This window comes from Amycolatopsis sp. NPDC034160, assembly GCF_055575355.1.
Map to the genome: position 1 here is coordinate 109234 of NZ_JBVISU010000008.1, position 21303 is coordinate 130536.

Sequence of the window (21303 nt, forward strand, 5' to 3'; positions counted from 1 at the left end):
TTCCACGGCTACGAGGTGGCGCCCTGGGAGCTGCGCTGGCGCGGCATGGACGTCGACGCCTTGCAGCGCACCGAATCGGCGTTCGCGTTGTCCAACGGGCACATCGGCCTGCGCGGGACACTGGAGGAAGCCGAACCCCGCGGTCTGCCGGGTACCTATCTCAACGGGTTCTACGAGCAGCACGATCTTCCCTACGCGGAAACCGGTTACGGTTACCCGGAAGAAGGACAGACCGTCGTCAACGTGACGGACGGCAAGATCATCCGGTTGCTGGTCGAGGACGAACCGCTCGACATGCGGTACGGCCAGGCGACCGACCACGACCGCGTGCTCGACTTCCGCAAGGGCACGCTCGCGCGCGACACGGTGTGGTCCTCGCCGACCGGGCGCCGCGTGCGGGTGAAGACCGAACGCCTGGTCTCCTTCACCCAGCGTGCCGTCGCCGCGATCCGGTACGAGGTCGAACCGCTCGACGACGAGCTCCAGCTGGTGGTGCAGTCGGATCTGCTGGCCAACGAGCCGATCGAGTCCGACACGCGTGATCCGCGGGTCGCGGCGGCGCTGGAGTCCCCGCTGGTCGCGGAGTTCCACCACGCCGAGGCCTATCGCGCGGTGCTGGTGCACCAGACCCGCCAGTCCGGGCTGCGGATGGCCGCGGCCATGGACCACAAGATCGACGTCACCGACGGCGTCCGCACGCACATCCAGGCCGAAGACGACCTCGCGCGGCTCACCGTCGCCGTCGACGTGCCGAAGGGCGGACGGCTGCGGATCACCAAGTACCTGGCCTACGGCTGGTCCGCGCAGCGTTCGCTGCCCGCCGTGCGCGCACAGGTCGAGGCCGCGCTGGCGGGTGCGCGGCAAACCGGCTGGAAGGGTCTGCTCGCCGAGCAGAAGGCGTTCCTCGACGACTTCTGGGGGACCTCGGACATCGAGATCGATGGCGACCCGGAACTGCAGCAGGCGGTACGGTTCGCGCTCTTCCATCTCTTGCAGGCGGGTGCCCGGGGTGAGACGAGGGCCTTGGCGGGCAAGGGTTTGACCGGCCCTGGCTACGACGGACACGCGTTTTGGGACACCGAGACCTTCGTCCTGCCGGTCCTCACCTACAGCATTCCGGACGCCGCGCGCGACGCGCTGCGCTGGCGCCATTCCACTTTGGACAAAGCCAGGGAAAGGGCGGTGCAGCTGGGCTTGCGCGGCGCGGCGTTCCCCTGGCGGTCCATCAACGGTGCGGAATGTTCGGCCTACTGGCCGGCGGGAACGGCGGCGTTCCACGTCAGCGCCGACATCGCCGACGCCGTCGTGCGCTATCTCAACGCCACCGGCGACGACGAATTCATGCGGACCGAGGGTGCAGAACTGCTCCTCGAAACCGCGCGGATGTGGTTGTCGCTGGGGCATTTCGACCGCCGGGGCCGGTTCCGGATCGACGGCGTCACCGGGCCGGACGAGTACTCCGCGGTGGCGGACAACAACGTCTACACGAACCTGATGGCGCGACGGAACCTGTTCTACGCCGCCGAAATCTGCGAACAGCACAAGGACGTGGCCGAAGCGTTCGGGGTCGAGGCGGACGAAGTCGCGTTGTGGCGCGAGGCGGCCGAGGCGATGCTGATCCCCTACGACGAGGACCTCGGCGTCCATCCGCAATCCGAAGGCTTCCTGGAGCACGACGAGTGGGACTTCGAGGCCACCGACCCGGATTTCTACCCGCTGCTGCTGAACTTCCCGTACTTCGACCTTTACCGCAAACAGGTGGTCAAACAGGCGGACCTGGTGCTCGCGCTGCATCTCTGCGGGGATTCCTTCACCCCGGAGGAGAAAGCGCGCGACTTCGCCTACTACGAGGCGCGGACGGTGCGGGATTCCTCGCTGTCGGCGGGGACGCAGGCCGTGATCGCGGCCGAGGTCGGGCATCTCGAACTGGCGTACGACTATCTCGCCGAAGCCGCGCTCACCGATCTGCACGACGTGCACAACAACGTCCGCAACGGTCTGCACATGGCGTCGCTGGCGGGCGCGTGGCAAGGCACGGTCGCCGGGTTCGGCGGGCTGCGCGACCACGGCGGGCGGCTGACCTTCGCTCCGCGCCTGCCGCCGCAGCTGCGGCGGATCGCGTTCCGGCTGACCTTCCGCGGCACCCGGTTCCAGGTCGAGATCGACGGCGAAGGCGCGACGTACCACGTGATCACCGGGGAGTCGGTGGAACTGGTGCACCACGGCGAGACGTTCACCGTCACCGCGGAACCGGTGCGGCTGCCGATCCCGCCGATCGACCCCGGCCCGGCGCCGGTGCAGCCTGCGGGCCGTGCTCCGGTGCGGCGGCAGCCGAAACACGGGTGATCGCTCAGTCCGGGGGCTCGACCGGCACCTCACCGCTGCCCGGAACACCGTCGACGTCCTCGGTCCCGTGCGGGCCGATGTCGCGGTTGGGCGCGCTCGGCACGTCGGTCTTCGGCTGGACCTTGCGAAGGTCGTCGAGTTCTTCTTCGTCTTGCCCGAAGTCCTTCTTGCTTTCCCTCATGTGTCCGGCGTACCCGCTCGCGGCCGGAAACGCCAGTTTTCAGGCGGCTTTCGCCGGCTTGCCGTCGAGACCGACCAGGCCGTCGAGCATGGTGAGCAGCAGGCCGTCCCTGGTCGACCACGGGCAGATGGCGACCTGGCCGCCGGCCAGGATCAGCAACGCCTCCGCGACGATCGCGCCGGCCAGCGCCTGGTGGGAGCGCTGCCGTGAGATGCCCGGCAGTTCGGCGCGACGTTTCGCCGGCAGCTTCGCGAGCCTCGGGATCCACGCGCGGAGGTCGTCGAGGTGCAGTTCCCGGGAGCGGGACGGCCGGTCGCCCGCGAGCCTGGCGAGTTGCCGCAGCACCTTGGAGCAGCCGACGGCGCGGTGATCGCGGATCTCCGGCAGCACGTCCCGCATCGCGTCGCGGACCTCGTCGAGGACGTGGTCGCGCATGGCCCGGACGACCTTGGGCGACGGGCATTCGGTGGACATCCAGTCGCGCGTCAGCGAGCGGGCACCGAGCGGCAGCGAATGCGCGAACCCGGCCTCCTCCGCGTTGCCCGCGGCGAGTTCGACGGTCCCGCCGCCGATGTCGAGCACCAGCAAGCCGCCCGCGGAAGCGCCGTACCACCGGCGTGCGCCGACGTAGGCCAGTTCCGCCTCGCGGCGGCCGGTGAGGAACCGCAGTTTGACGCCGGTGGCCTTGGCCACGTCACCGACGACCTGTTTCACGTTGGTGGCGTCGCGGATCGACGAGGTCGCGAGCGGGTACACGTTCTCGACGCCGTGCCTGGCCGCCATGGTCACGCCTGCCTCGACGGCGGACGAAACCGCGTCGATGCCGCGCCGGGTCAGCTTGCCGTCGTCGTCCAGTTCCCGGTCGAGCCGAAGGCGCGTCTGATGGCTCAGCACCGGATCGAGCGGTGTCCCACCCTTGGCCAGCACGACCAGCCGAGCACTGAACGACCCGACGTCCAGGACGGCGGCGGCCGGTTCCCCGATCTTTCCGCGCACGCGAGGACACCTCACCTTCGTCGCGAACGTATTCCCCAGAGCTCTCGCTTTCACTCCTGATAATGGCCCATTTTCCTGCCGTTCAGGCGTGCTTTACGTTCTCTTCTCACCGCGATGCCGCTTTTTGACCACGGCGGGGATACGACGGCGCAGGTCGAGGATACCGTATCGATACAGGTGAGAGCTTCGACTCCCTCAGTGCGTCGGAAAACTTCGAACGAACTAGCCGACGAGTTCGCGCAACTTCGACACCTGGGCGACGCGGGCTTCCCGGCCGGGAAGCAGCGGGTTGACCACCAGCGTCGTCGCACCGGCCTCCCGGAACGCGGCGAGCCGCTCCTTGACGTAGCCCTCGGGACCGATCAGCGAGATCGCCCTGATCAGCTCCTTCGGCACCGCCGCGGCGGCCTCGTCCTTCTTCCCGTCCAGGTACAGGTCCTGGATGAGCTTCGCTTCGGCCTCATAGCCGTAGCGCTGCGCGAGGCTGTTGTAGAAGTTCTTGCCGCGCGCGCCCATCCCGCCGATGTAGAGCGCCAGCATGCCGCGCAGGTGGTCCAGCAGCCCGTCGACGTCGTCACCGATCGCCAGCGCCGTCCCGACGAAGGTGTCCAGCTCACCCAACGACGGGTCGCGCTTCGCCTTGCCCTCGGCCAGCGACGCGCCCCAGACGTCGGCGGCCTTCTCGGGGTGGAAGAAGATCGGCTCCCAGCCCTCGGCGAGTTCGGCGGTGAGCGCGACGTTCTTCGGGCCGATCGAGGCGAGCAGGATCGGAATCCGCTCCCGCACCGGGTGATTGATCAGCTTCAGCGGCTTGCCGAGGCCGGTGCCCTGCTCGGGTGGCAGCGGGATCGAGTAGTGCGTGCCGGAGTGCACCACCTTCTCCCGCCGCCACACCTGACGGCAGATGTCGATGATCTCGCGGGTCCGACCGAGCGGCGCGTCGTACTTCACGCCGTGGAAACCCTCGATGACCTGCGGACCCGACGCGCCGATGCCGAGGGTGAACCGGCCGTCGGAGACGAAGTCGAGCCCGGCGGCGGTCATCGCGGTCAGCGTCGGCGTCCGCGTGTAGATCTGGAAGATCCCGGAGGCGATCTGGACCCGCTCGGTCTTCGCCGCGACGTAGCCGAGCTGGCTGACCGCGTCGAAGGAGTAGGCCTCGGGGACGAAGACGATGTCCAGTCCGGCCTTCTCCAGCTCGACGATGTCCGCCACGCTGTCGGCGAAACCACCGGCGTAGCTGATCGCGGTCCCGATCCTCATCCGAACTCCTCACAAGTTACTGAGCGTTCGCTTAGCTTAGACCGGGAGGTCCTGCGCGGCCACCCACTCCTTCACGACGTTGTCCAGCACGCGCAGCGGCAGGATCCCGTTGCCGAGGACGACCTCGTGGAAACCCTTGATGTCGAACCGGTCGCCGAGCGCGGCCTCGGCCTCGGCGCGGATCCGCTCGATCTCCAGGCGGCCGACCATGTAGGACAGCGCCTGCGCCGGATACGCGGCGTACCGGTCGATCTCGGCCTCGATCTCCACCCGTGCCATCGGCGTGTGCTCGACCAGGAAGTCGACGGCGCGCTGACGGCTCCAGCCGAGCGCGTGCATCCCGGTGTCGACGACCAGCCGCCCGGCCCGCATCGAATCCTGGGTGAGCATGCCGAACCTGGTCAGGTCGCTGGAGTACAGGCCCATCTCGTCGGCGAGCCGCTCGGAGTAGAGGCCCCAGCCTTCGACGTAGGCGTTGACGTCGGCGTGCCCGCGCAGCATCGGCAGGCCCTTGAGCTTGTGCGCGATGCAGATCTGGAAGTGATGCCCCGGAACGGCTTCGTGGAAGGCGATCGCCTCGCTCGTGTGCTTGGGGCGTTGCTCGGCCTCGTGGGTGTTCGCGTAGTAGGTACCCGGCCGTGACCCATCGAGCGCCGCCTCGAGGTAGTACGCCAGCGTTCCGCCGGGCGCCTCCGCGGGCGGGACCGGCTCGACCTGGCAGCGCTCCTCGGGAATGGTGGAGAACCACTGCGGGGCAACGGCTTCGGCGCGGGTGATGGCCGCGCGGGCGGCGTCGAGCAGTTCGTCGCCGTCGCGCCAGCGCAGGGCGGGGTCGGTGCGGAGCCGCTCGAAGATCTCTCCGAGGTCCTTAATGTCGAAGACCTTCTCACCCAGTTCGCGGTACTGGTCGGCCAGTTTCGCGATCATGTCGAGCCCGGTGTCGTGCAGCTCCTGCGCGGTGCGCTCGGTGGAGGTGTGCGCGCGGATCAACGCGGCGTACTTCTCCTGTCCGCCGGGAAGCGCGCACAACCCCGGCTCTTCGGCACTCTTCGCGACGGGACGCAGCTCGGAGGCGAGGAACTCGCGGTAACGGGTGTAGGCGGGACGAACCACCTCGGCCAGCAAGCGGTCCCGTTCGGCTTCATAGCCCTCCACGGAAACGGACGCGGTGAGCGCCAGCGGGTCACCCGCCACGTCACCGAGATACCGCTCCACGTAAGCGATCCCGCCTTCGACGAGGAAGTCGGGTGGGACCAGACCTTCGGCCGCCGCCGCGCGCTGGCGCACGACCAGGGCGTCCAGATAGACACCCAGACCTTCCAGCCGCTTCAGGTACCCCCGGACCCTTTCCTCGTCGTTCAGAGTAAGCATCGCGAGTTCGTTGAGGACGCGCAACGCGGGCGAAGCCAGTCCGTCGCTGACCGAGATGTCGTCGGTACGGGAGTCGACGAGGTCGACCGCCGCCTTCGCCTGCTGGATCACGATCTCGCGGGTGACCGCCTCGGCGGGGGAAAGTCCGTCCACGGCCAGGGCTTCGGCTCGCTCGGCGATGGCGACCGCCGACGCGCGCTGCGCGGCCGCCGCCGCCGCGCTCGGGTCGGGCAGCGCGCCGTGGTCACAGGGCAGGCCGAGCAGGGACTGCCACAGCGGCAGTTCTTCGAACTTGAGCGCCATCAGCTCTTCGGCGAGGCCGTTGGGGGTGTCGCCGTGGCCGGCGACCCAGTCGCGGACCACGCCGTCCAGCACCGAAAGCGGCAACGATCCCCCGCCGAGCACGACGTCGTGGAAGGCCTTGATGTCGAATCGGCTGCCCAGCGTCAGCTCGGCCTCCTCGCGGATGCGCTGGATCTCCAGCCGTCCCACCATGTACGACAGCGCCTGGCCGGGGAAGGCGATGTAACGGTCCACTTCGGACTCGATCTCGACCGGCGCCATCGGCGTGTTCTCGGTGAGGAAGTCGATGGCCTGGCGGCGGCTCCAGCCCAGCGCGTGCAGCCCGGTGTCGACGACCAGGCGTCCGGCGCGCATCGAATCCATCGTCAGCATGCCGAGTTTCGCGATGTCGTCGGAGTACAGCCCCATCTCGTCGGCGAGGCGCTCGGTGTAGAGCCCCCAGCCCTCGGCGTACGCGGTGAAGTCGCCGATCCGGCGCAGCAGCGGGAGTTCGGTCAGTCCCTGCGCGAGGCTCAACTGGAAATGGTGACCGGGAATGGCCTCGTGGAACGCCGTGGCCTCGGCCGCGTGCCGGAACCGCTCCTCCGCCTTGTGGGTGTTGGCGAAGTAGATCCCCGGCCGGGAGCCGTCGACCGCGGGCCACATGTAGTACGCGGCGGGCGCGCCGGGCGCGGATTCGGCGGGGACCGGCTCGACCGTCCACGGCTGCGGCGGGATCCGGCCGAACCACTTCGGCGCCTCGGCCTCGGCCCTGGTGATGGCCGCGCGGGCGGAGTCGAGCAGTTCGTCGGCGCTGGACCAGCGCAGGGCCGGATCGGTGCGGAGCTTGGTGAAGATCTCGGCGAGGTCGGTCGTGCCGAAGACGCGGGAGCCGTACTCGCGGTACTCGGCGGCGAGGCTCGCGATCACGTCGAGCCCGGTCTGGTGCAGCTCACGCGGGGTGCGGACGGTCGTGGTGTGCATTTCGGCGAGCAGGGCGTAGATGCGCTCACCGTCGGGCAGCCAGCAGACGCCGGGTTTGTCCTCGGGACGGCCGTGCGGGGCGATCTCCTTCGCGAGCACCTCGCGGTACTCGGCGATCGCCGGCCGGACGACGTCGCGCAGCAGGTCGGCGCGGCGGGTTTCGAAGTCGTCGTCGGGCGCGGGCTGGCGCAGCAGCGGATCGGCCGACGGCTCGGCGAGGTGACGGTCGAGGTAGGCGACGGCGGCGTCGACGAGGTAGGCGACCGGGACCAGGCCGCGGGCCACGCCGTCACGATGCCGCTGCGCGGCCTGGCGCAGGTACTCCGGGATGGCGGCGATCCGCCCGAGATGGGCTTCCGCCTGCGCGCCCGTGCCGACCGACATCATCGGCAGCACGGTGAGCACCTCGGCGGCGGGCGAGACGAACAGGTCGCTGACGGTGAATTCGACGAACCGCGAATCCAGCAGCGCGATCCTCGCCCGCGCCATCGCGATCAGGACGTCCCGGGTGGTCTTCTCCTCCGCGCTCAGTCCGTCGGTGCCGAGGGCTTCGGCCCGCTCGGCGAGACCGGCCAGCTTCGCGCGGAAGGCGTCTCCCGCTGCCTCGCTGAGGTCGGTGAGGCCGGTCGATTCCGGACGGAAGCCCTGCAAGGCGGGCATGACCGGCTCGGCGTCGAAGAGGGCTTCGACGAACTCGTCGGCGAGGGCGGAGACTTCGCTCATGTTTGTTCCCCAGGGGATCGGTGGAGGCGGTATCCCCGACCCTAATGGAGAGCACGTCCTACCGAAGCCGGGTTTCGCGGCACGCGGACGGCCTTCGCACGGCGCCGGAGGCGAGGCGGTAGCGTTCCCGGACGTGGCCGTGACCGATCCCGTGGATACCCGACTGCTCGCCGCCCTCGCGGACATGGGCAAGGCGGCCGTGCACGAACTCGCGGCCAAGGTCGGCATGGATCCGCGCGAGGTCGCGTACCGGCTGGTCGCCCTCTCCGGGAGCGGATTGCCGCTGCTCGTCGGCGTGGAGAGCGACCCGAACGGGCTGCGGGCCGCCATCGCGAGTTCGCCGCCGTCTTGGGCGCAGCAGCCACCACAGCCTCAACAGCAACAGCGTCCGCCGGGCCACTCCGGGCCGCACAACGTCCAGGGCACCCCGTCCGGTCCGTACAACGTCCAGGGCACGCCCTCTGGTCCGTACAACGTCCAGGGAACGCCGTCGGGACCGTACAACGTGTACGGCACGCCGTCGGGCCGCTATCCCGGACCGCCGTCGGCCCCGGTCCGTCAGCCGATGGCACCGCCTCAGCAGCGTCCTCCCGGTCCACCGCCGCAGCAGTTCGCGCCCCCGATGCCGCCGCCCGATCCGGTGATGAGCACCTGGGGTGTCCCGCAGACCGCGTCCTGGGCCCGCGGCGACGAGCCGCAGGCCGCGCCGCGGCAGGCCCCGGAAGGCAAGAAGGGCCGGACAGGCGACGTCATGGAGACCCAAGGGCTGGAGGGCGAGCAGCTCGCCGTCCAGTTGCTCGAGGTCCAGGATCCGGCGGATTACCTGTTCAGCGCGGCGGGCTACTCGCTGGAGGCCGGTGAACGGTCGGTCGTGGTGCACACCGAGATCACCAACCGCGGGAACACCCCGTTCGTGTCGCTACCGGACAACTACCTCGAACTGCTCACCGCCGACGGCAAGCCGATCGCGAAGGCACCGGTCTCCCTGACCTCGCGTCCGCCGCACAAGATCGGCGTCCGGCCCGGGGAGACTCTTGGCGGCCACACCGTCTACGTACTGCCGGACGCCACCCGCGTGGTCGCCGTCCGGTGGTCACCCCGCCCGGAACCGGACGAGCGCACCATCACTTGGACGATCGACGACTAGACCGCATTGAGAGGACTGAACGCGGTCGTTGCGTGGGCAAGAACCGCGTTTAGTCCTCTCAATGCGAATCAGGGCTAGTTCTCGTCCTGGAGGATGCGCAGCGCGTTGGCCAGGTCGTCCGGATACTCCGACTCGAACTCGACCCAGCGCCCGTCGGCGGGGTGGGCGAAGCCGAGCGTCTTCGCGTGCAGCCACTGCCGGGACAGCCCGAGCTTGCGCGCCAGCACCGGGTCGGCTCCGTAGGTCAGGTCACCGACGCACGGGTGCTTGAGCGCCGAAAAGTGCACGCGGATCTGGTGCGTGCGCCCGGTCTCCAGCTTGATCTGGGTGAGCGACGCGGCACGGAAGGCCTCGACGACCTCGTAGTGCGTGACGCTGGGCCGCCCGCCCTGGACGACGGCGAACTTGTAGTCGTGCCGGGGGTGCCGGTCGATCGGCGCGTCGATGGTGCCGCGCGTCGGATCCGGGTGCCCCTGGACGATGGCGTGGTAGCCCTTGTCGACGGTGCGTTCCTTGAACGCCCGCTTCAGCACGGTGTACGCGTGCTCGCTCTTGGCCACCACCATCACGCCGGTGGTGCCCGCGTCCAGCCGGTGCACGACACCCTGGCGTTCGGCCGCGCCGGAGGTCGAGATCCGCAGCCCACTGGCGGCGAGCCCGCCGACCACGGTCGGCCCGGTCCAGCCGGGGCTCGGGTGCACGGCGACGCCGACCGGCTTCGAGATCACCACGATGTCGTCGTCGTCGTGCAGGATCTTCATACCTTCGACGGGCTCCGCGACGACCTCGATCGGCGAGGCCGGATCGGGCAGCGTCACTTCGAGCAGTCCGCCGGCGGCCAGCCGGTCCGACTTCCCGGCGGGCCTGCCGTCGAGCAGGATCTCTCCGGATTCGGCCAGCTCCGCCACGACCGTGCGGGAAAGTCCCAGCAGTTTCGCCAGCCCCGCGTCGACGCGCATTCCGTCGAGCCCGTCGGGAACGGGCAGCATGCGCGCGCTCATTCTGTTGCCGCCTTCTTCTTGTCCTTTGTAGATGTTCCGTCGTAGTCCTTGCCCAGCAGGGAAAGGATGACGATGAGCACGCCGCCGACGCAGATGGCGGAGTCGGCGACGTTGAAGATCGCCCAGCCCTGCCCGTTCGGCGCGAACGCGGAGATCATGTCGACGACGTGCCCCTGCAGCGGGCCCGGTGCGCGGAAGATCCGGTCGGTCAGGTTGCCGAGCGCGCCCGCCAGCACGAGACCGAGGCCGATCGCCCAGCCTACCGAGCGCAGCCGCCGTGCCAGCCAGACGATGGCGACCACGACCGCGGCCGCGACCAGCGCGAGCACCCAGGTCAGCCCGGTCGCCATCGAGAAGGCGGCGCCGGGGTTGCGCACCAGCTGGAAGTACACGAGCCCACCGAGGAACTCGACCGGCTGCTTGCCCTCAAGCGTGGACACGGCGAGCTGCTTGGTGAGGAGATCGATACCCCACAGCACGGCGGCGACGGCGAACACCACGGCGACGCGCTTCTTGGGCAACGGCGGCGACGGTGGCGCGGTCTCGGCCGGAGCGGCGTCCGGTTCCGCGGAGTCGTCCTGCGGCGCGGGGGGCTCTGTACTCACTCCCCCATTCTCCACGGAGCGTGCTCAGGTCTGTCCGGCGGCCGCCTTCGGCCTGCTCAGCAGCGCCGCGAACGCCCCGGCGAGCACGACCAGCGACGACAGCAGCAGCGCGAGCTGTCCTTGGGCGAGGACGACCGCGCAGAGCACGAACGCCGCGGCCACGACCAGCATCAGCACGCTGCGGTCCAGCCAGGCGAGCGAGACCAGCCCGAGTGACAGCAGGACCGCGCTCCGCGCGTCGCCGTCCATGTCGAATTCCCAGTAGCCGACCAGATCCGCCAGCACGATGCCGGCCAGTCCGCCGACGGCGAGCGCGAGCACCTTCCACCACCGCGGGCCGTTCCCCGCCCGCCTGGCCTTGATCGCGTAGAAGAGCACGGTGCCGAGGTAGGCCGCGAGCACGGCGAACAGCCAGCCGTCGTTCCGGCCGACGCCGGAGAACGACGCGTTCAACGCGACCACGTTTTCGCGGCTCATCTCCACGCCATACAGGTGTTGGGTCAGGAACTGCTGGTCGTTTCCGGCGGGCGCGTAGGCGAACCAGCCCTCCGACCACGGCGGGCCGAACGACAGCGCCACCACGATCAGCTGGGCGAACCCCAGCAGCGCCAACGGAAACCAGTAACGCGGTCGCTCGTTCCCCATGCGGACAGAGGGTAGTGGGTCAGGCGCAGAACGGGGGAAGCTCCCGCGGGTCGTTCTCCGGCACCCAGCGGCCCTCCGGCTTCTCGTACTGCCAGCGGGCGCCGCGGGCGACGATCTGACGCAGCGCCAGCACGAGCCGGTCCACGTGCTCGGCGGTGCTGCCGAGGCCGAGGCTGACGCGGAGGGCCTGCTGGCCGGCCGAACCGGCGGCGGAGATCAGCCGCTTCGTCGCGATATGCGCGCAGAACGCGCCGTCCCGCACACCGATGCCGTACTCCGCGGACAGGACCGCGGCGAGCCAACCTGGCTCGAAGCCGTCGACGACGAAGCTCAGCGTGCCGACCCGGTCGACCGGCGCGTCGAACAACCGCAGCTCGGCGAAGCCGGGGACACCGGCGAGACCGCGCCGCAGCCGAGCCAGCAGTTCGTCCTCGTGGGCGACGACCGCTTCCCAGTTCCCGGCCAGCGTCTCGCAGGCGACACCGAGGGCGTAGACGCCGACGGTGTTGGGGGAACCGGCTTCGTGCCGCTCGGCGCCGGCGTTCCAGACGACACCGAGGTCGTCGGAATCGCGGGTGACGAGCTTCGTCGCACCGCCTCCGGCGAGGTACGGCTGGGCGGCGCGCAGCCAATCGGCGCGCCCGATCAGCGCACCGGCACCGAACGGCGCGTACAGCTTGTGCCCCGACAGCGCGATGTAGTCGACGTCCAGCTCGCGCACGGAGATCCGGCGGTGCGGCGCGAGCTGCGCGGCGTCGAGGGCGATCCGAGCGCCGTGCCGTCGTGCGACGGCGGCGATCTCCTTGACCGGCAACAGTTCCCCGGTCACATTGGACGCGCCGGTGACGACGACCAGTCGCGGGCCCTGCGGGCAGTCCGCGAGTGCTTCGTCCACAGCGGACACCGCGGCGAGGCGGGTGCGTGGCGTCTTGATCCGGCGGACGTTCGGCCCCTTCCATGGCAGCAGCGCGGCGTGGTGGTCGGTGTCGAAAACGACGACTGACGTGTGCTTCGGCAGGCTGCGGGCGAGCAGGTTGAAGGAATCGGTGGTGTTGCGGGTGAACACGACGGTGTCGGTCGATCGGGCGTCGACGAACTTCCGCAGGATTCCGCGCGTGCGCTCGTAGAGTTTGGTGGAGACCTGCGAGGCGAACCCGGCGCCGCGGTGCACGCTGGCGTACCAGGGCAGGAACTCGTCGACCGCGTCGCGCACCTTGTCCAGGCAAGGGGCGCTCGCCGCGTGGTCGAGGTTGGCGTAGCCGATGTCGCCGCCGGTGACCAGCGGGACCCGCAGTTCGGCGCAGGCGACGGCCGGGATTTCGTGCGGGGCAACGGTTTCCGCGACAGTGGCGGGGGTGCTGGTGCGTTCGAGAGCGAGGGTCATCGTCATCCTCCGGGCCAGGGGACCCGACGAGGATCCCGCGCTTGCCCGTCGCACCGCGCGACGAGCCAGGTCCTCACCCGGGGCACCCCACCGCGGAAGGAGGGTTGCCGGTCAGCTAGCCGGGGCTTGACGCTGACACTCGTGACCTACGGACGAAGTTAGCGGATGCCCCGGCGATCGAGCCACCCCTTGCCCGCATGTTGAGACGCCGCTCACGTACTCCGCAAGCGAGAAGAACCCCTGCGGGAGGTCAGACGCGGAACCGGCCGGGCAGGGAAACGACGGAGCGGGAGGCGACCTCGGTGGCGGTACCCGAGTACTGATCTGCGCCCGCCGTGAACTGCCAGCCGCCGAAGGTCTTGCCGTCGATCGCTTCGCCGTACGCCTCGGCGACCTTGGTCGAGACCTCGTCGTAGGACAGCCCGTTCCAGTTGCCCGCGCCGACGCCGAAGTCGCGGGAGTCGCCGCCCTTGGCGGCCGTGGGCAGCGTCCACAGGGTGAAGTGCACGTGCGCACCGGTGCTGCTGCCGCCGCAGGGCAGCGCGTTCCCGGTCCGGCCGAGGGTGTCACCGGGGACGACCCGCTGGCCATCGGTGACCGAAATGCCCTCGAGGTGGTAGTACCCGGTCCGCCAGCCGCCGTCGTGGTCGACGGTCACCCAGTCACCGCCGTCGCAGTGCTGGATCCGGACGGTGCCCGCCAGCGGAACGCGGACGGTCTCGTCTCCCGGGCTGAAGTCGATGGCGTTCTTCACGCCGGAGGTGCCGTTGTCCGAGTGGATCCCCGCCGAGTAGACCGACTGGCCGGTGTCGAACGGCAAGCCGAACGCCGGGAACGCCCCCGCGGCCGACGCGGGTGCCGACAGGACCACCCCTACGAGAACGGTTGCGCCCCCCAGACCGGCGAACTGCGCACGAAGTTTCGTCACCTTGCGTACTCCCTAACCCGTGACATTCACCCATTCGACGGAATGGATTGCCGGGAAAATAATCTAAAAGGAGTACAAAAAGGAATAACCTGTGACGAATTTTCTGAGATCCACCGACGAACGGCTGGTACGGGTTCGTGACCTACTGGCCGGATTCGCCCTTCCACCTGGCGAGGCGACCGGCCCGGTCGACGGCACGAAGCCGTCGTTCGGCACCGTCACGTGCTTCAGAGGTGGTCACTACGAGTAACTGATCCCGTTCCTGGAGCCGGGTGTTCTTGTTGGGCGTGAACCCGGTGCCGTCGCGGACGAGCAGGCTGATCGTCGCCCCCACCGGAAGCCGCAGTTCCGCCAGGTAGACGCCGTGCATCTTGGACCCGGGATGGATACGGACCTGCAGCAGCTCGGCGCCCATCTCGTCGAGCGGGGCGGAGTCGACGTCGATCTCGTGTGCTTCGGAGTGCTGTGCCAGCCCGAGCGCCTTGGCGAGCGGGGTCAAGGTCGCGCCTTGGAGCAGGGTCAGCACGATGACCAGCACGAACACCGCGTCGACGAGTTCCTGCGCGCCAGGCACCCCGGACGACAGCGGGATCAGCGCGAGCACGATCGGGACCGCCCCGCGCAAGCCTGCCCAGGACAGGAACACCTGTTCTCGCCATGGGATCTTGAACGGCAGCGCCGACAGCACCACCGACAGCGGACGAGCCAGCAACAACACGACCGCGCCCGCCACCAGCCCCTGGACCAGGCTCTCCAGGATCCTGCTCGGCGAGGCGAACAGGCCCAGCAGCACGAACAGCCCGATCTGCGCGAGCCAGCCGAGCCCTTCGGCGAAGGAAAGCGTGTCCGAGCGGTGCGGCAGCTTCGAATTCCCCAGCACCAGTGCCGCGACATAGGTGGCGAGCAGGCCCGACGCGTGGGCGAGCTGCCCGCTCGAATACGCCACGACGCACACCGCGACCGTGGCGAGCGGGTACAGACCGGTGGCCGGGAGCGCGGCCCGGCGCAGCGCCTGCGCGCCGCCCCAACCGAAAGCGAGGCCGATCACCAGTCCGGCGGCGAGTTCGTAGACCACCAGCAACGGCAGCGACCAGTCCACCGTCGCGCCCTCGGCCAGGACGACGACGGCGATGTAGGCCGGGGCGTCGTTGATCCCGGACTCGATTTCGAGCGCGCCGACGAGCCGCTTCCCGATCCCCGCCGATCTCAGTACCGAGAAGACCGCGGCGGCGTCGGTCGAGGCGAGCACCGCGCCCCACAGCAACGCCATCCGCCAATCGAGGCCGAGCAACCAGTGCAGCGCGGCGCCGGTGACCGCGATGCTCACCGCGACGGCCACTGTGGACAGTGCGATTCCGATGCCCAGTGAGGGTTTCACGGCCGACCACCGGGTGGTGAGGCCACCTTCGGACAGGATCATCACCAGCGCGGCGAGGCCGAGTGACTGGGTGAGCTCGGAGTTGTCGAACTGGATGCCGAACCCGGCTTCGCCGAGCAGGACGCCCATCCCCAGATAGAGCAGCAGCGAGGGAAGGCCGACCCGGATCGACACCCGGACGGCGATCACGGCGACGAGGAGGACGGCGCCGCCGGTACCCAGGATGAGCGGAAGCTGCTCCATGAGTCGCCTCCCGTCCGGCCGCCGTGAGGACTTCAGAATAGTGAGGCGGTGCTCGTCACTCCTTCGTGTACCGCTTGACGGCGCTTCGACCGGTCTGTGTTACACACTGTCCTTTAAGGACTCCGCAGGGCCACCAGGTCGACCCCGAGCGCCGCGAACGGCTCTTCCGCCGCGGGGAGGACCTTCACCGCACGGTTGCCCTCGCGGGTCAACCAGCCGGCACTCACTCCGTGAGACAGTAACGCCGCCGGCACCCGGCCCGCCAGATGCGCACGGCGCACCGTCCAATCCAGACAGTCGCGTAGCAGCGGGCGGCGGCTCTCGACGATCTCCACGCCGAGTTCGCCCAACACCTCACGGCCTCGTCCGGTCAGCGTCAGGCCGTCTGCCTCGCCGATCAGACCGGTGGCGAGCATTCCGTCCCGGATCGCGACGCCGACCTTCCCCGCGAGGTGGTCGTAGCAGGTCCGCGCGAACTCGAGGCGGCGCGCCCGGACCGACGAACGCAACCCCTTCACCGGACGGTGGGCGGCGTGCTGCGCCAAATGCTCGATCAGCTCCGCCACCCGGGGGTCGGCGATCCGGACGTAGCTGTGCCGCCCTTGCTTGACGCGCGCGACGAACCCGGCCTCGGCCAGCTTCGTCACGTGCTCGCTGGCCGTCGACGCGGCGACGCCGGCCGCGCGCGCCAGCTCGGTCACCGTCCAGGCGCGCCCGTCGAGCAGCGCGAGGCACATCGACGCGCGGCTCGGCTCGGCGAGCACGGCCGCGACCTCGGCCAAGGCGATCGTTTCCATCGGCTCACCGTAGAAGACCGACGCTTCGGTGAAGACCGAACCGTCAGCCAGCCAGGAACTTCGCCGCCAGCTGGACGGCGGGCTTGGAGTCGTTGGATCCTTCGAGCATGACCGCGAACGCGACGTCGCCGCGGTAGCCGACGAACCAGCCGTTGGCATCGGCGCCGGAGCCGAACTGCGCCGTCCCGGTCTTGCCGAAGACGGTCCCGCTGCTCTTCAACGACTTGGCGGTCCCCGTCGTGCAGACTTCGCGCATCATCGCCCGGATCTGGTTCAGCACCCCCGCCGACGGGGCCTGGTAACCGGTGTTGACCTTGGTCTCCAGCCCCTGCCACAGCTTCGGCACCACCGGCTTCCCCGCCGCGACGGTGGCGGCCATCAGCGCCGCGCCCAACGGGCTGACCTGCACCTTTCCCTGCCCGATGCCGGCTTCGACCTGTTCGTCACCGCTGCTCGACGGCTCCACCTTCCCGGTCTCGGTGGCCAGTCCCGGGATCTCGAAGTCGGCGTTGAGGCCGAACTGGTTCGCGGCCTTCGCGAGGCCGTCCGAGGGCAGCTGACCGGCGAGCCGCCCGAAAGTCGTGTTGCACGACGCGGCGAACGCCGTCTTCAACGAGACGGTCCCGAGATCGAACCCGTTGTCGTTCTTGAGCGTGCGGGTCCCGATCTGCTCACTGCCGGGGCAGGCCACCGGCGAGTCGGCGGAGACACCGCCTTGTTGCAATGCCGCTGTCGCCGTGGTGATCTTGAAAGCCGACCCCGGCGAGTACAGCCCGCTGAGCGCCTTCGGCTGGTTCCCGGCCGCGCTGTTCTGCGCGACCGCCAGGAGGTCGCCCGAGGTTTTCATCGCGACGATGATCGCCGGACCCTGGAAGCCGTCGACGGCTTTCTGCGCGGCGCTCTGGGACGCCACGCTCAGGGTCGAAACGAGCGGTTGGTCAGTCTCCTTGGCCTGCCCGAAGAGCGTCTCGACCGGCTTACCCGAGGCGTCGAGACGCGACACGGCGACGGTGGCCGGAGTCCCGGTGCCGCCGTCCTGCTCGGACGCGACCTTGGACAGCGCCCCCTGAAGGATCGGCGCGACGCCCGCCGCGCCACCCCCGACGAGGGCTTTGCCGTCCCGGTCGGCAACGACCGGTTTGGCCGAAACGGACGCGAGCGACAGCTGCTGACCGGCTTCCAGCTTCGGGTGGATCACCGACGGCGCCCAGCGGACCACCCACTTCCCGGCGTTGCGGACCAGCTCCAGCTTGCCTTCGTACTTCCAGACGCTGTTGCCCGCGAAGGTCCACGAAGCGTGGAAGGTGGCCGAAGTCGTGGTCGCTTCCCCCGGCGTCGTCGGAACCTCGCCGAGAACCGTCTTGACCGACGCCCCGCTGAGCGCGCCGCGGGTAGCCGACAGCGCGGCCGTGCCCGCCGCGGGGTCGTCGACCGGGGCACCGGTCAGGTCACCGGTATCGAACTGGCGCAGAAAACGGGCGGCGACCTGCGCCGGGCTCTCCTGCGCGCGGTCGGCGGAGCCCTCCGGGCCGCCGGTGGCGGCGGGCGCCTGATCCTCCTTGACCAGCAACACCACCGAGGCCACCACGATGGCGACGACCGCCAGCACGGCGCCGATCAGTATCCCTCGTTTTCGGGCAGGACTCATGGACTCGCTCTCCCCCAGTACGGCGCACCCCTCGCGCGCCTCGGGCCAGCCTGCCTATTTCCCCCGCGCAAGGCTGCCTTCGGACGGGAAAGCGACGTTTCCGAATCCGTTTCGTGACCTGAGTGAGCGAGACCTGTCCTGAGTGCCATGAAAGGTCCTTTCCTTGCGAAATTTGCAAGGAAAGGACCTTTCATGGCACTCGCGTGGGTCAGGCCTTGGCGACCGCCACGGTCACCTTGGTGCCTTCGCCGACCGTTCCGGCCGAGCCGTCGGCGACGGCGTCGTAAGCCACCGAAGTCGCCAAGGTCTCGGAAGCGATGAACTCCTCGTGCGTCTTCGCGGCCGTGACCACGTCTTCCGGCGCGTCGACGGTGAGCGAGATCCGGTCGGCGACGTCGAGACCCGCGTCCCGGCGGGCCTGCTGCACGACCCGGACCAGGTCACGGGCCAGCCCCTCGGCCGCCAGCTCGTCGGTGACCTCGGTGTCGATCAGCACCAGCCCCGCCCCGCCGGGCAGTTCCGCGGCCGCGCCGCCGCCCTTGGCGACCAGACGGCGCTCGTACTCGCCTTCGACGAGCTCGATGCCGGCCGCCACGACGGCGCCGCTTTCGGACGTCGTCCACTCGCCCGCCTTGACGGCCTTGATCACCGTCTGGACGTCCTTGCCCAGCCGTGGCCCGGCGGCACGGGCGTTCACCGCGACCTCGAAGCCGCCGTGCGCGGCGACGTTCGTGGTCAGTTCGACGGATTTGACGTTGACCTCGTCACGCAGGATGTCGGTGAACTCGCGCAGCGAGTCGGCCTCCTCCGCGGCGACGACCAGCTTGGCCAGCGGCAGCCGGACCCGCAGCTTGTTCGACTTCCGCAGCGAAAGCGCCGAAGACGCCACCTGCCGCACCCGGTCCATCGCCGTCACCAGCGCCGCGTCGGCGGGCAGGTCGAGCGAGTTCGGCCAATCGGTCAGGTGGACCGAACGGCCGCCGGTCAGCCCGCGCCAAACGACCTCGGTGGTCAGCGGCAGCAGCGGCGCCACCACCCGCGACGTCACCTCCAGCACGGTGTGCAGGGTGTCGATCGCGTCCTGCTCGCCCGCCCAGAACCGGTCGCGCGACCGGCGCACGTACCAGTTCGTGAGCACCTCGAGGAAGTCACGGACGCCTCCACAGGCACCGGCGACGTCGTAGGTGTCGAGCGCGTGCTCCACGTCGGTCACCAGCTCGTGCGTCTTCGCCAGCACGTACCGGTCGAGAACATGCTTCGAATCCGTGCGCCACTTGCCTTCCACGCCCTCGGCGTTCGCGTACAAAGCGAGGAAGTAGTACGAGTTCCACAGCGGCAGCACGGCCTGGCGGACGGCGTCGCGGATGCCCTTGTCGGTGACGATCAGGTTCCCGCCGCGCAGGATCGGGCTCGCCATCAGATACCAGCGCATGGCGTCCGAGCCGTCGCGGTCGAAGACCTCGTTGACGTCCGGATAGTTGCGCAGCGACTTGGACATCTTCTGGCCGTCCGAGCCGAGCACGATGCCGTGCGAGATACAGGTGCGGAACGCCGGCCGGTCGAACAACGCGGTCGCCAGCACGTGCAGCAGGTAGAACCAGCCACGGGTCTGCCCGATGTACTCGACGATGAAGTCGCCCGGGTAGTGGTGCTCGAACCAGTCGGTGTTCTCGAACGGGTAGTGCACCTGGGCGTACGGCATCGAACCCGAGTCGAACCAGACGTCGAACACGTCCTCGATCCGGCGCATGGTGGACTTCCCGGTCGGGTCGTCCGGGTTCGGCCGGGTCAGCTCGTCGACGAAGGGCCGGTGGAGGTTGTCCAGCCGCACGCCGAAGTCACGCTCGAGTTCGTCGAGCGAACCGTAGACGTCCGTGCGCGGGTATGTCGGGTCGTCCGACTGCCACACCGGGATCGGCGTGCCCCAGTACCGGTTGCGCGAGATCGACCAGTCGCGGGCGTTCTCCAGCCACTTGCCGAACTGGCCGTCCTTGACGTTCTCCGGGTACCAGGTGATCTGCTGGTTCAGCTCGATCATCCGGTCCTTGAACTCGGTCACCGCGACGAACCACGACGAGACGGCGCGGTAGATCAACGGGTTCCGGCACCGCCAGCAGTGCGGGTACGGGTGCTCGTAGGTCTCGTGGCGCAGCAGCACCGCGCCCTGGCGGCCGGCGGAACCGGTGCCGTTCTTGAGATCCTTGATGATGTTCGGGTTCGCGTCGAACACCTGCTGTCCCGCGTAGTCTCCGACGGTGACGTCGAATTTGCCCTGCGCGTCGACCGGCGTGACCGGCACGATCCCGACGGCGTCGGTGACGGCCTTGTCCTCTTCACCGTAGGCGGGCGCGATGTGGACGACACCGGTGCCGTCCTCGGTGGTGACATAGTCCGCGGACAGCACGCGGTGCGCGTGCTCGTGCCCGACGAAGTACGGGAACGGTGGGGCGTAACGGGTTCCGAGCAGTTCGGTACCGGTGTAGTGCCCGACGATGGTCGGCTCCTCGCCGAGTTCGCGCGCGTACGCGGCGACGCGCGCTTCGGCGAGCAGGAACCGCTTGCCTTCCTGCGCCTCCGACTCCACGACGACGTACCGGACATCCGGGTGCACCGCGGTCGCGAGGTTGGACGGCAGCGTCCACGGCGTCGTGGTCCAGATCAACAGGTACGTGCCGTCGAGTTCGTTGTCGTTGCCCTCCAGGCGGAAACCGACCGTGACGGCCGGGTCCTGGCGGCTCGCGTAGACCTCGTCGTCCATGCGCAGCTCGTGGTTGGACAGCGGCGTCTCATCGCGCCAGCAGTACGGCAGGACGCGGTAGCCCTCGTAGACGAGGCCCTTGTCCCACAGCTGTTTGAACGCCCAGAGCACCGACTCCATGTAGGTGATGTCGAGCGTCTTGTAGTCGTTGTCGAAGTCGACCCAGCGAGCCTGGCGGGTGACGTAGTCCTGCCATTCGCCGGTGTAGCGCAGCACGGACTCGCGGCACGCGTCGTTGAAGACGTCGATGCCCATGGCGTCGATCTCGGACTTCTCGGTGATCCCGAGCTGACGCATCGCCTCGAGCTCGGCGGGCAGACCGTGGGTGTCCCAGCCGAAGCGGCGGTCGACGCGCTTGCCCTTCATGGTCTGGTAACGCGGCACCAGGTCCTTCACGTACCCGGTGAGGAGGTGACCGTAGTGCGGGAGACCGTTGGCGAACGGCGGACCGTCGTAGAAGACGTACTCGTTCGAGCCGTTGTGCCCGGCCTCGCGGGCGTCGATGCTGGCCTGGAAGGTCCGATCGGATTCCCAATACGCGAGGACGCGCTTCTCCGACTCGGGGAACGAAGGCTGGGACGGGACGCCGGCCTCGCCGTCCATCTGTGCCTTGGGATACATCT

15 protein-coding genes and 1 riboswitch are annotated in these 21303 nt (G+C 69.2%); of the genes, 2 read left to right on the forward strand and 13 right to left on the reverse strand.

The features are described from left to right. Positions 1-45 precede the first annotated feature (45 nt). Positions 46-2346, forward strand: a complete 2301-nt coding sequence (locus tag ACZ54P_RS18380) for a glycoside hydrolase family 65 protein (protein ID WP_465462902.1) — start codon at positions 46-48, stop codon at positions 2344-2346. A gap of 4 nt (positions 2347-2350) precedes the next feature. On the opposite strand, the gene ACZ54P_RS18385 is transcribed toward ACZ54P_RS18380, so the two are convergent. The 4 genes from ACZ54P_RS18385 to ACZ54P_RS18400 form a co-directional block, all read right to left on the reverse strand. Beyond that, positions 2351-2527 carry a hypothetical protein gene (locus ACZ54P_RS18385; RefSeq protein WP_465462740.1) on the reverse strand — a complete coding sequence of 59 codons (177 nt, stop codon included), beginning with the start codon at positions 2525-2527 and terminating at the stop codon, positions 2351-2353. 39 nt (positions 2528-2566) lie between these two features. Then, complete coding sequence (locus ACZ54P_RS18390) at positions 2567-3523, reverse strand: Ppx/GppA phosphatase family protein (protein ID WP_465462741.1); 957 nt, start codon at positions 3521-3523, stop codon at positions 2567-2569. Positions 3524-3745: 222 nt separating this feature from the next. Next, positions 3746-4786 carry an LLM class F420-dependent oxidoreductase gene (locus ACZ54P_RS18395; RefSeq protein WP_465462742.1) on the reverse strand — a complete coding sequence of 347 codons (1041 nt, stop codon included), beginning with the start codon at positions 4784-4786 and terminating at the stop codon, positions 3746-3748. Positions 4787-4822: 36 nt separating this feature from the next. After that, complete coding sequence (locus tag ACZ54P_RS18400) at positions 4823-8146, reverse strand: DUF885 domain-containing protein (protein WP_465462743.1); 3324 nt, start codon at positions 8144-8146, stop codon at positions 4823-4825. 133 nt (positions 8147-8279) lie between these two features. On the opposite strand from ACZ54P_RS18400, the gene ACZ54P_RS18405 reads away from it, so the two are divergent. Continuing rightward, positions 8280-9293, forward strand: coding sequence for an AsnC family protein (locus ACZ54P_RS18405; RefSeq protein ID WP_465462744.1), 1014 nt, complete (start codon positions 8280-8282; stop codon positions 9291-9293). A 74-nt stretch (positions 9294-9367) separates the two neighbouring features. Here ACZ54P_RS18405 and ACZ54P_RS18410 read toward each other — a convergent pair whose 3' ends face one another. From ACZ54P_RS18410 to ileS, 9 genes are all read right to left on the reverse strand, one after another. Then, complete coding sequence (locus tag ACZ54P_RS18410) at positions 9368-10294, reverse strand: RluA family pseudouridine synthase (protein WP_465462745.1); 927 nt, start codon at positions 10292-10294, stop codon at positions 9368-9370. After that, positions 10291-10899, reverse strand: coding sequence for a signal peptidase II (gene lspA / locus ACZ54P_RS18415; RefSeq protein ID WP_465462746.1), 609 nt, complete (start codon positions 10897-10899; stop codon positions 10291-10293). Before lspA ends, ACZ54P_RS18410 begins: the two co-directional genes overlap by 4 nt. 24 nt (positions 10900-10923) lie before the next feature. Further along, complete coding sequence (locus tag ACZ54P_RS18420) at positions 10924-11544, reverse strand: hypothetical protein (RefSeq protein WP_465462747.1); 621 nt, start codon at positions 11542-11544, stop codon at positions 10924-10926. Between the two features lie 19 nt (positions 11545-11563). Then, positions 11564-12928, reverse strand: a complete 1365-nt coding sequence (locus ACZ54P_RS18425) for an aminotransferase class V-fold PLP-dependent enzyme (protein ID WP_465462748.1) — start codon at positions 12926-12928, stop codon at positions 11564-11566. Between the two features lie 32 nt (positions 12929-12960). Continuing rightward, a riboswitch (SAM riboswitch) is annotated at positions 12961-13075 on the reverse strand. 103 nt (positions 13076-13178) lie between these two features. Further along, positions 13179-13856, reverse strand: a complete 678-nt coding sequence (locus ACZ54P_RS18430) for a M23 family metallopeptidase (RefSeq protein ID WP_465462749.1) — start codon at positions 13854-13856, stop codon at positions 13179-13181. 142 nt (positions 13857-13998) lie between these two features. Further along, positions 13999-15477: a potassium/proton antiporter gene (locus ACZ54P_RS18435; protein WP_465462750.1), complete on the reverse strand. Its 1479-nt coding sequence runs from the start codon at positions 15475-15477 to the stop codon at positions 13999-14001. A 113-nt stretch (positions 15478-15590) separates the two neighbouring features. Next, the gene (locus ACZ54P_RS18440; protein ID WP_465462751.1) at positions 15591-16274 is read right to left on the reverse strand and encodes an ArsR/SmtB family transcription factor; all 684 of its coding nucleotides are present in this window, start codon (positions 16272-16274) and stop codon (positions 15591-15593) included. A 43-nt stretch (positions 16275-16317) separates the two neighbouring features. Next, a complete protein-coding gene (locus ACZ54P_RS18445; RefSeq protein WP_465462752.1) occupies positions 16318-17922 on the reverse strand; it encodes a penicillin-binding transpeptidase domain-containing protein in 1605 nt (534 codons plus the stop codon). A gap of 208 nt (positions 17923-18130) precedes the next feature. After that, positions 18131-21301: an isoleucine--tRNA ligase gene (gene ileS, locus ACZ54P_RS18450; protein WP_465462753.1), complete on the reverse strand. Its 3171-nt coding sequence runs from the start codon at positions 21299-21301 to the stop codon at positions 18131-18133. Between the last annotated feature and the right edge of the window lie 2 nt (positions 21302-21303).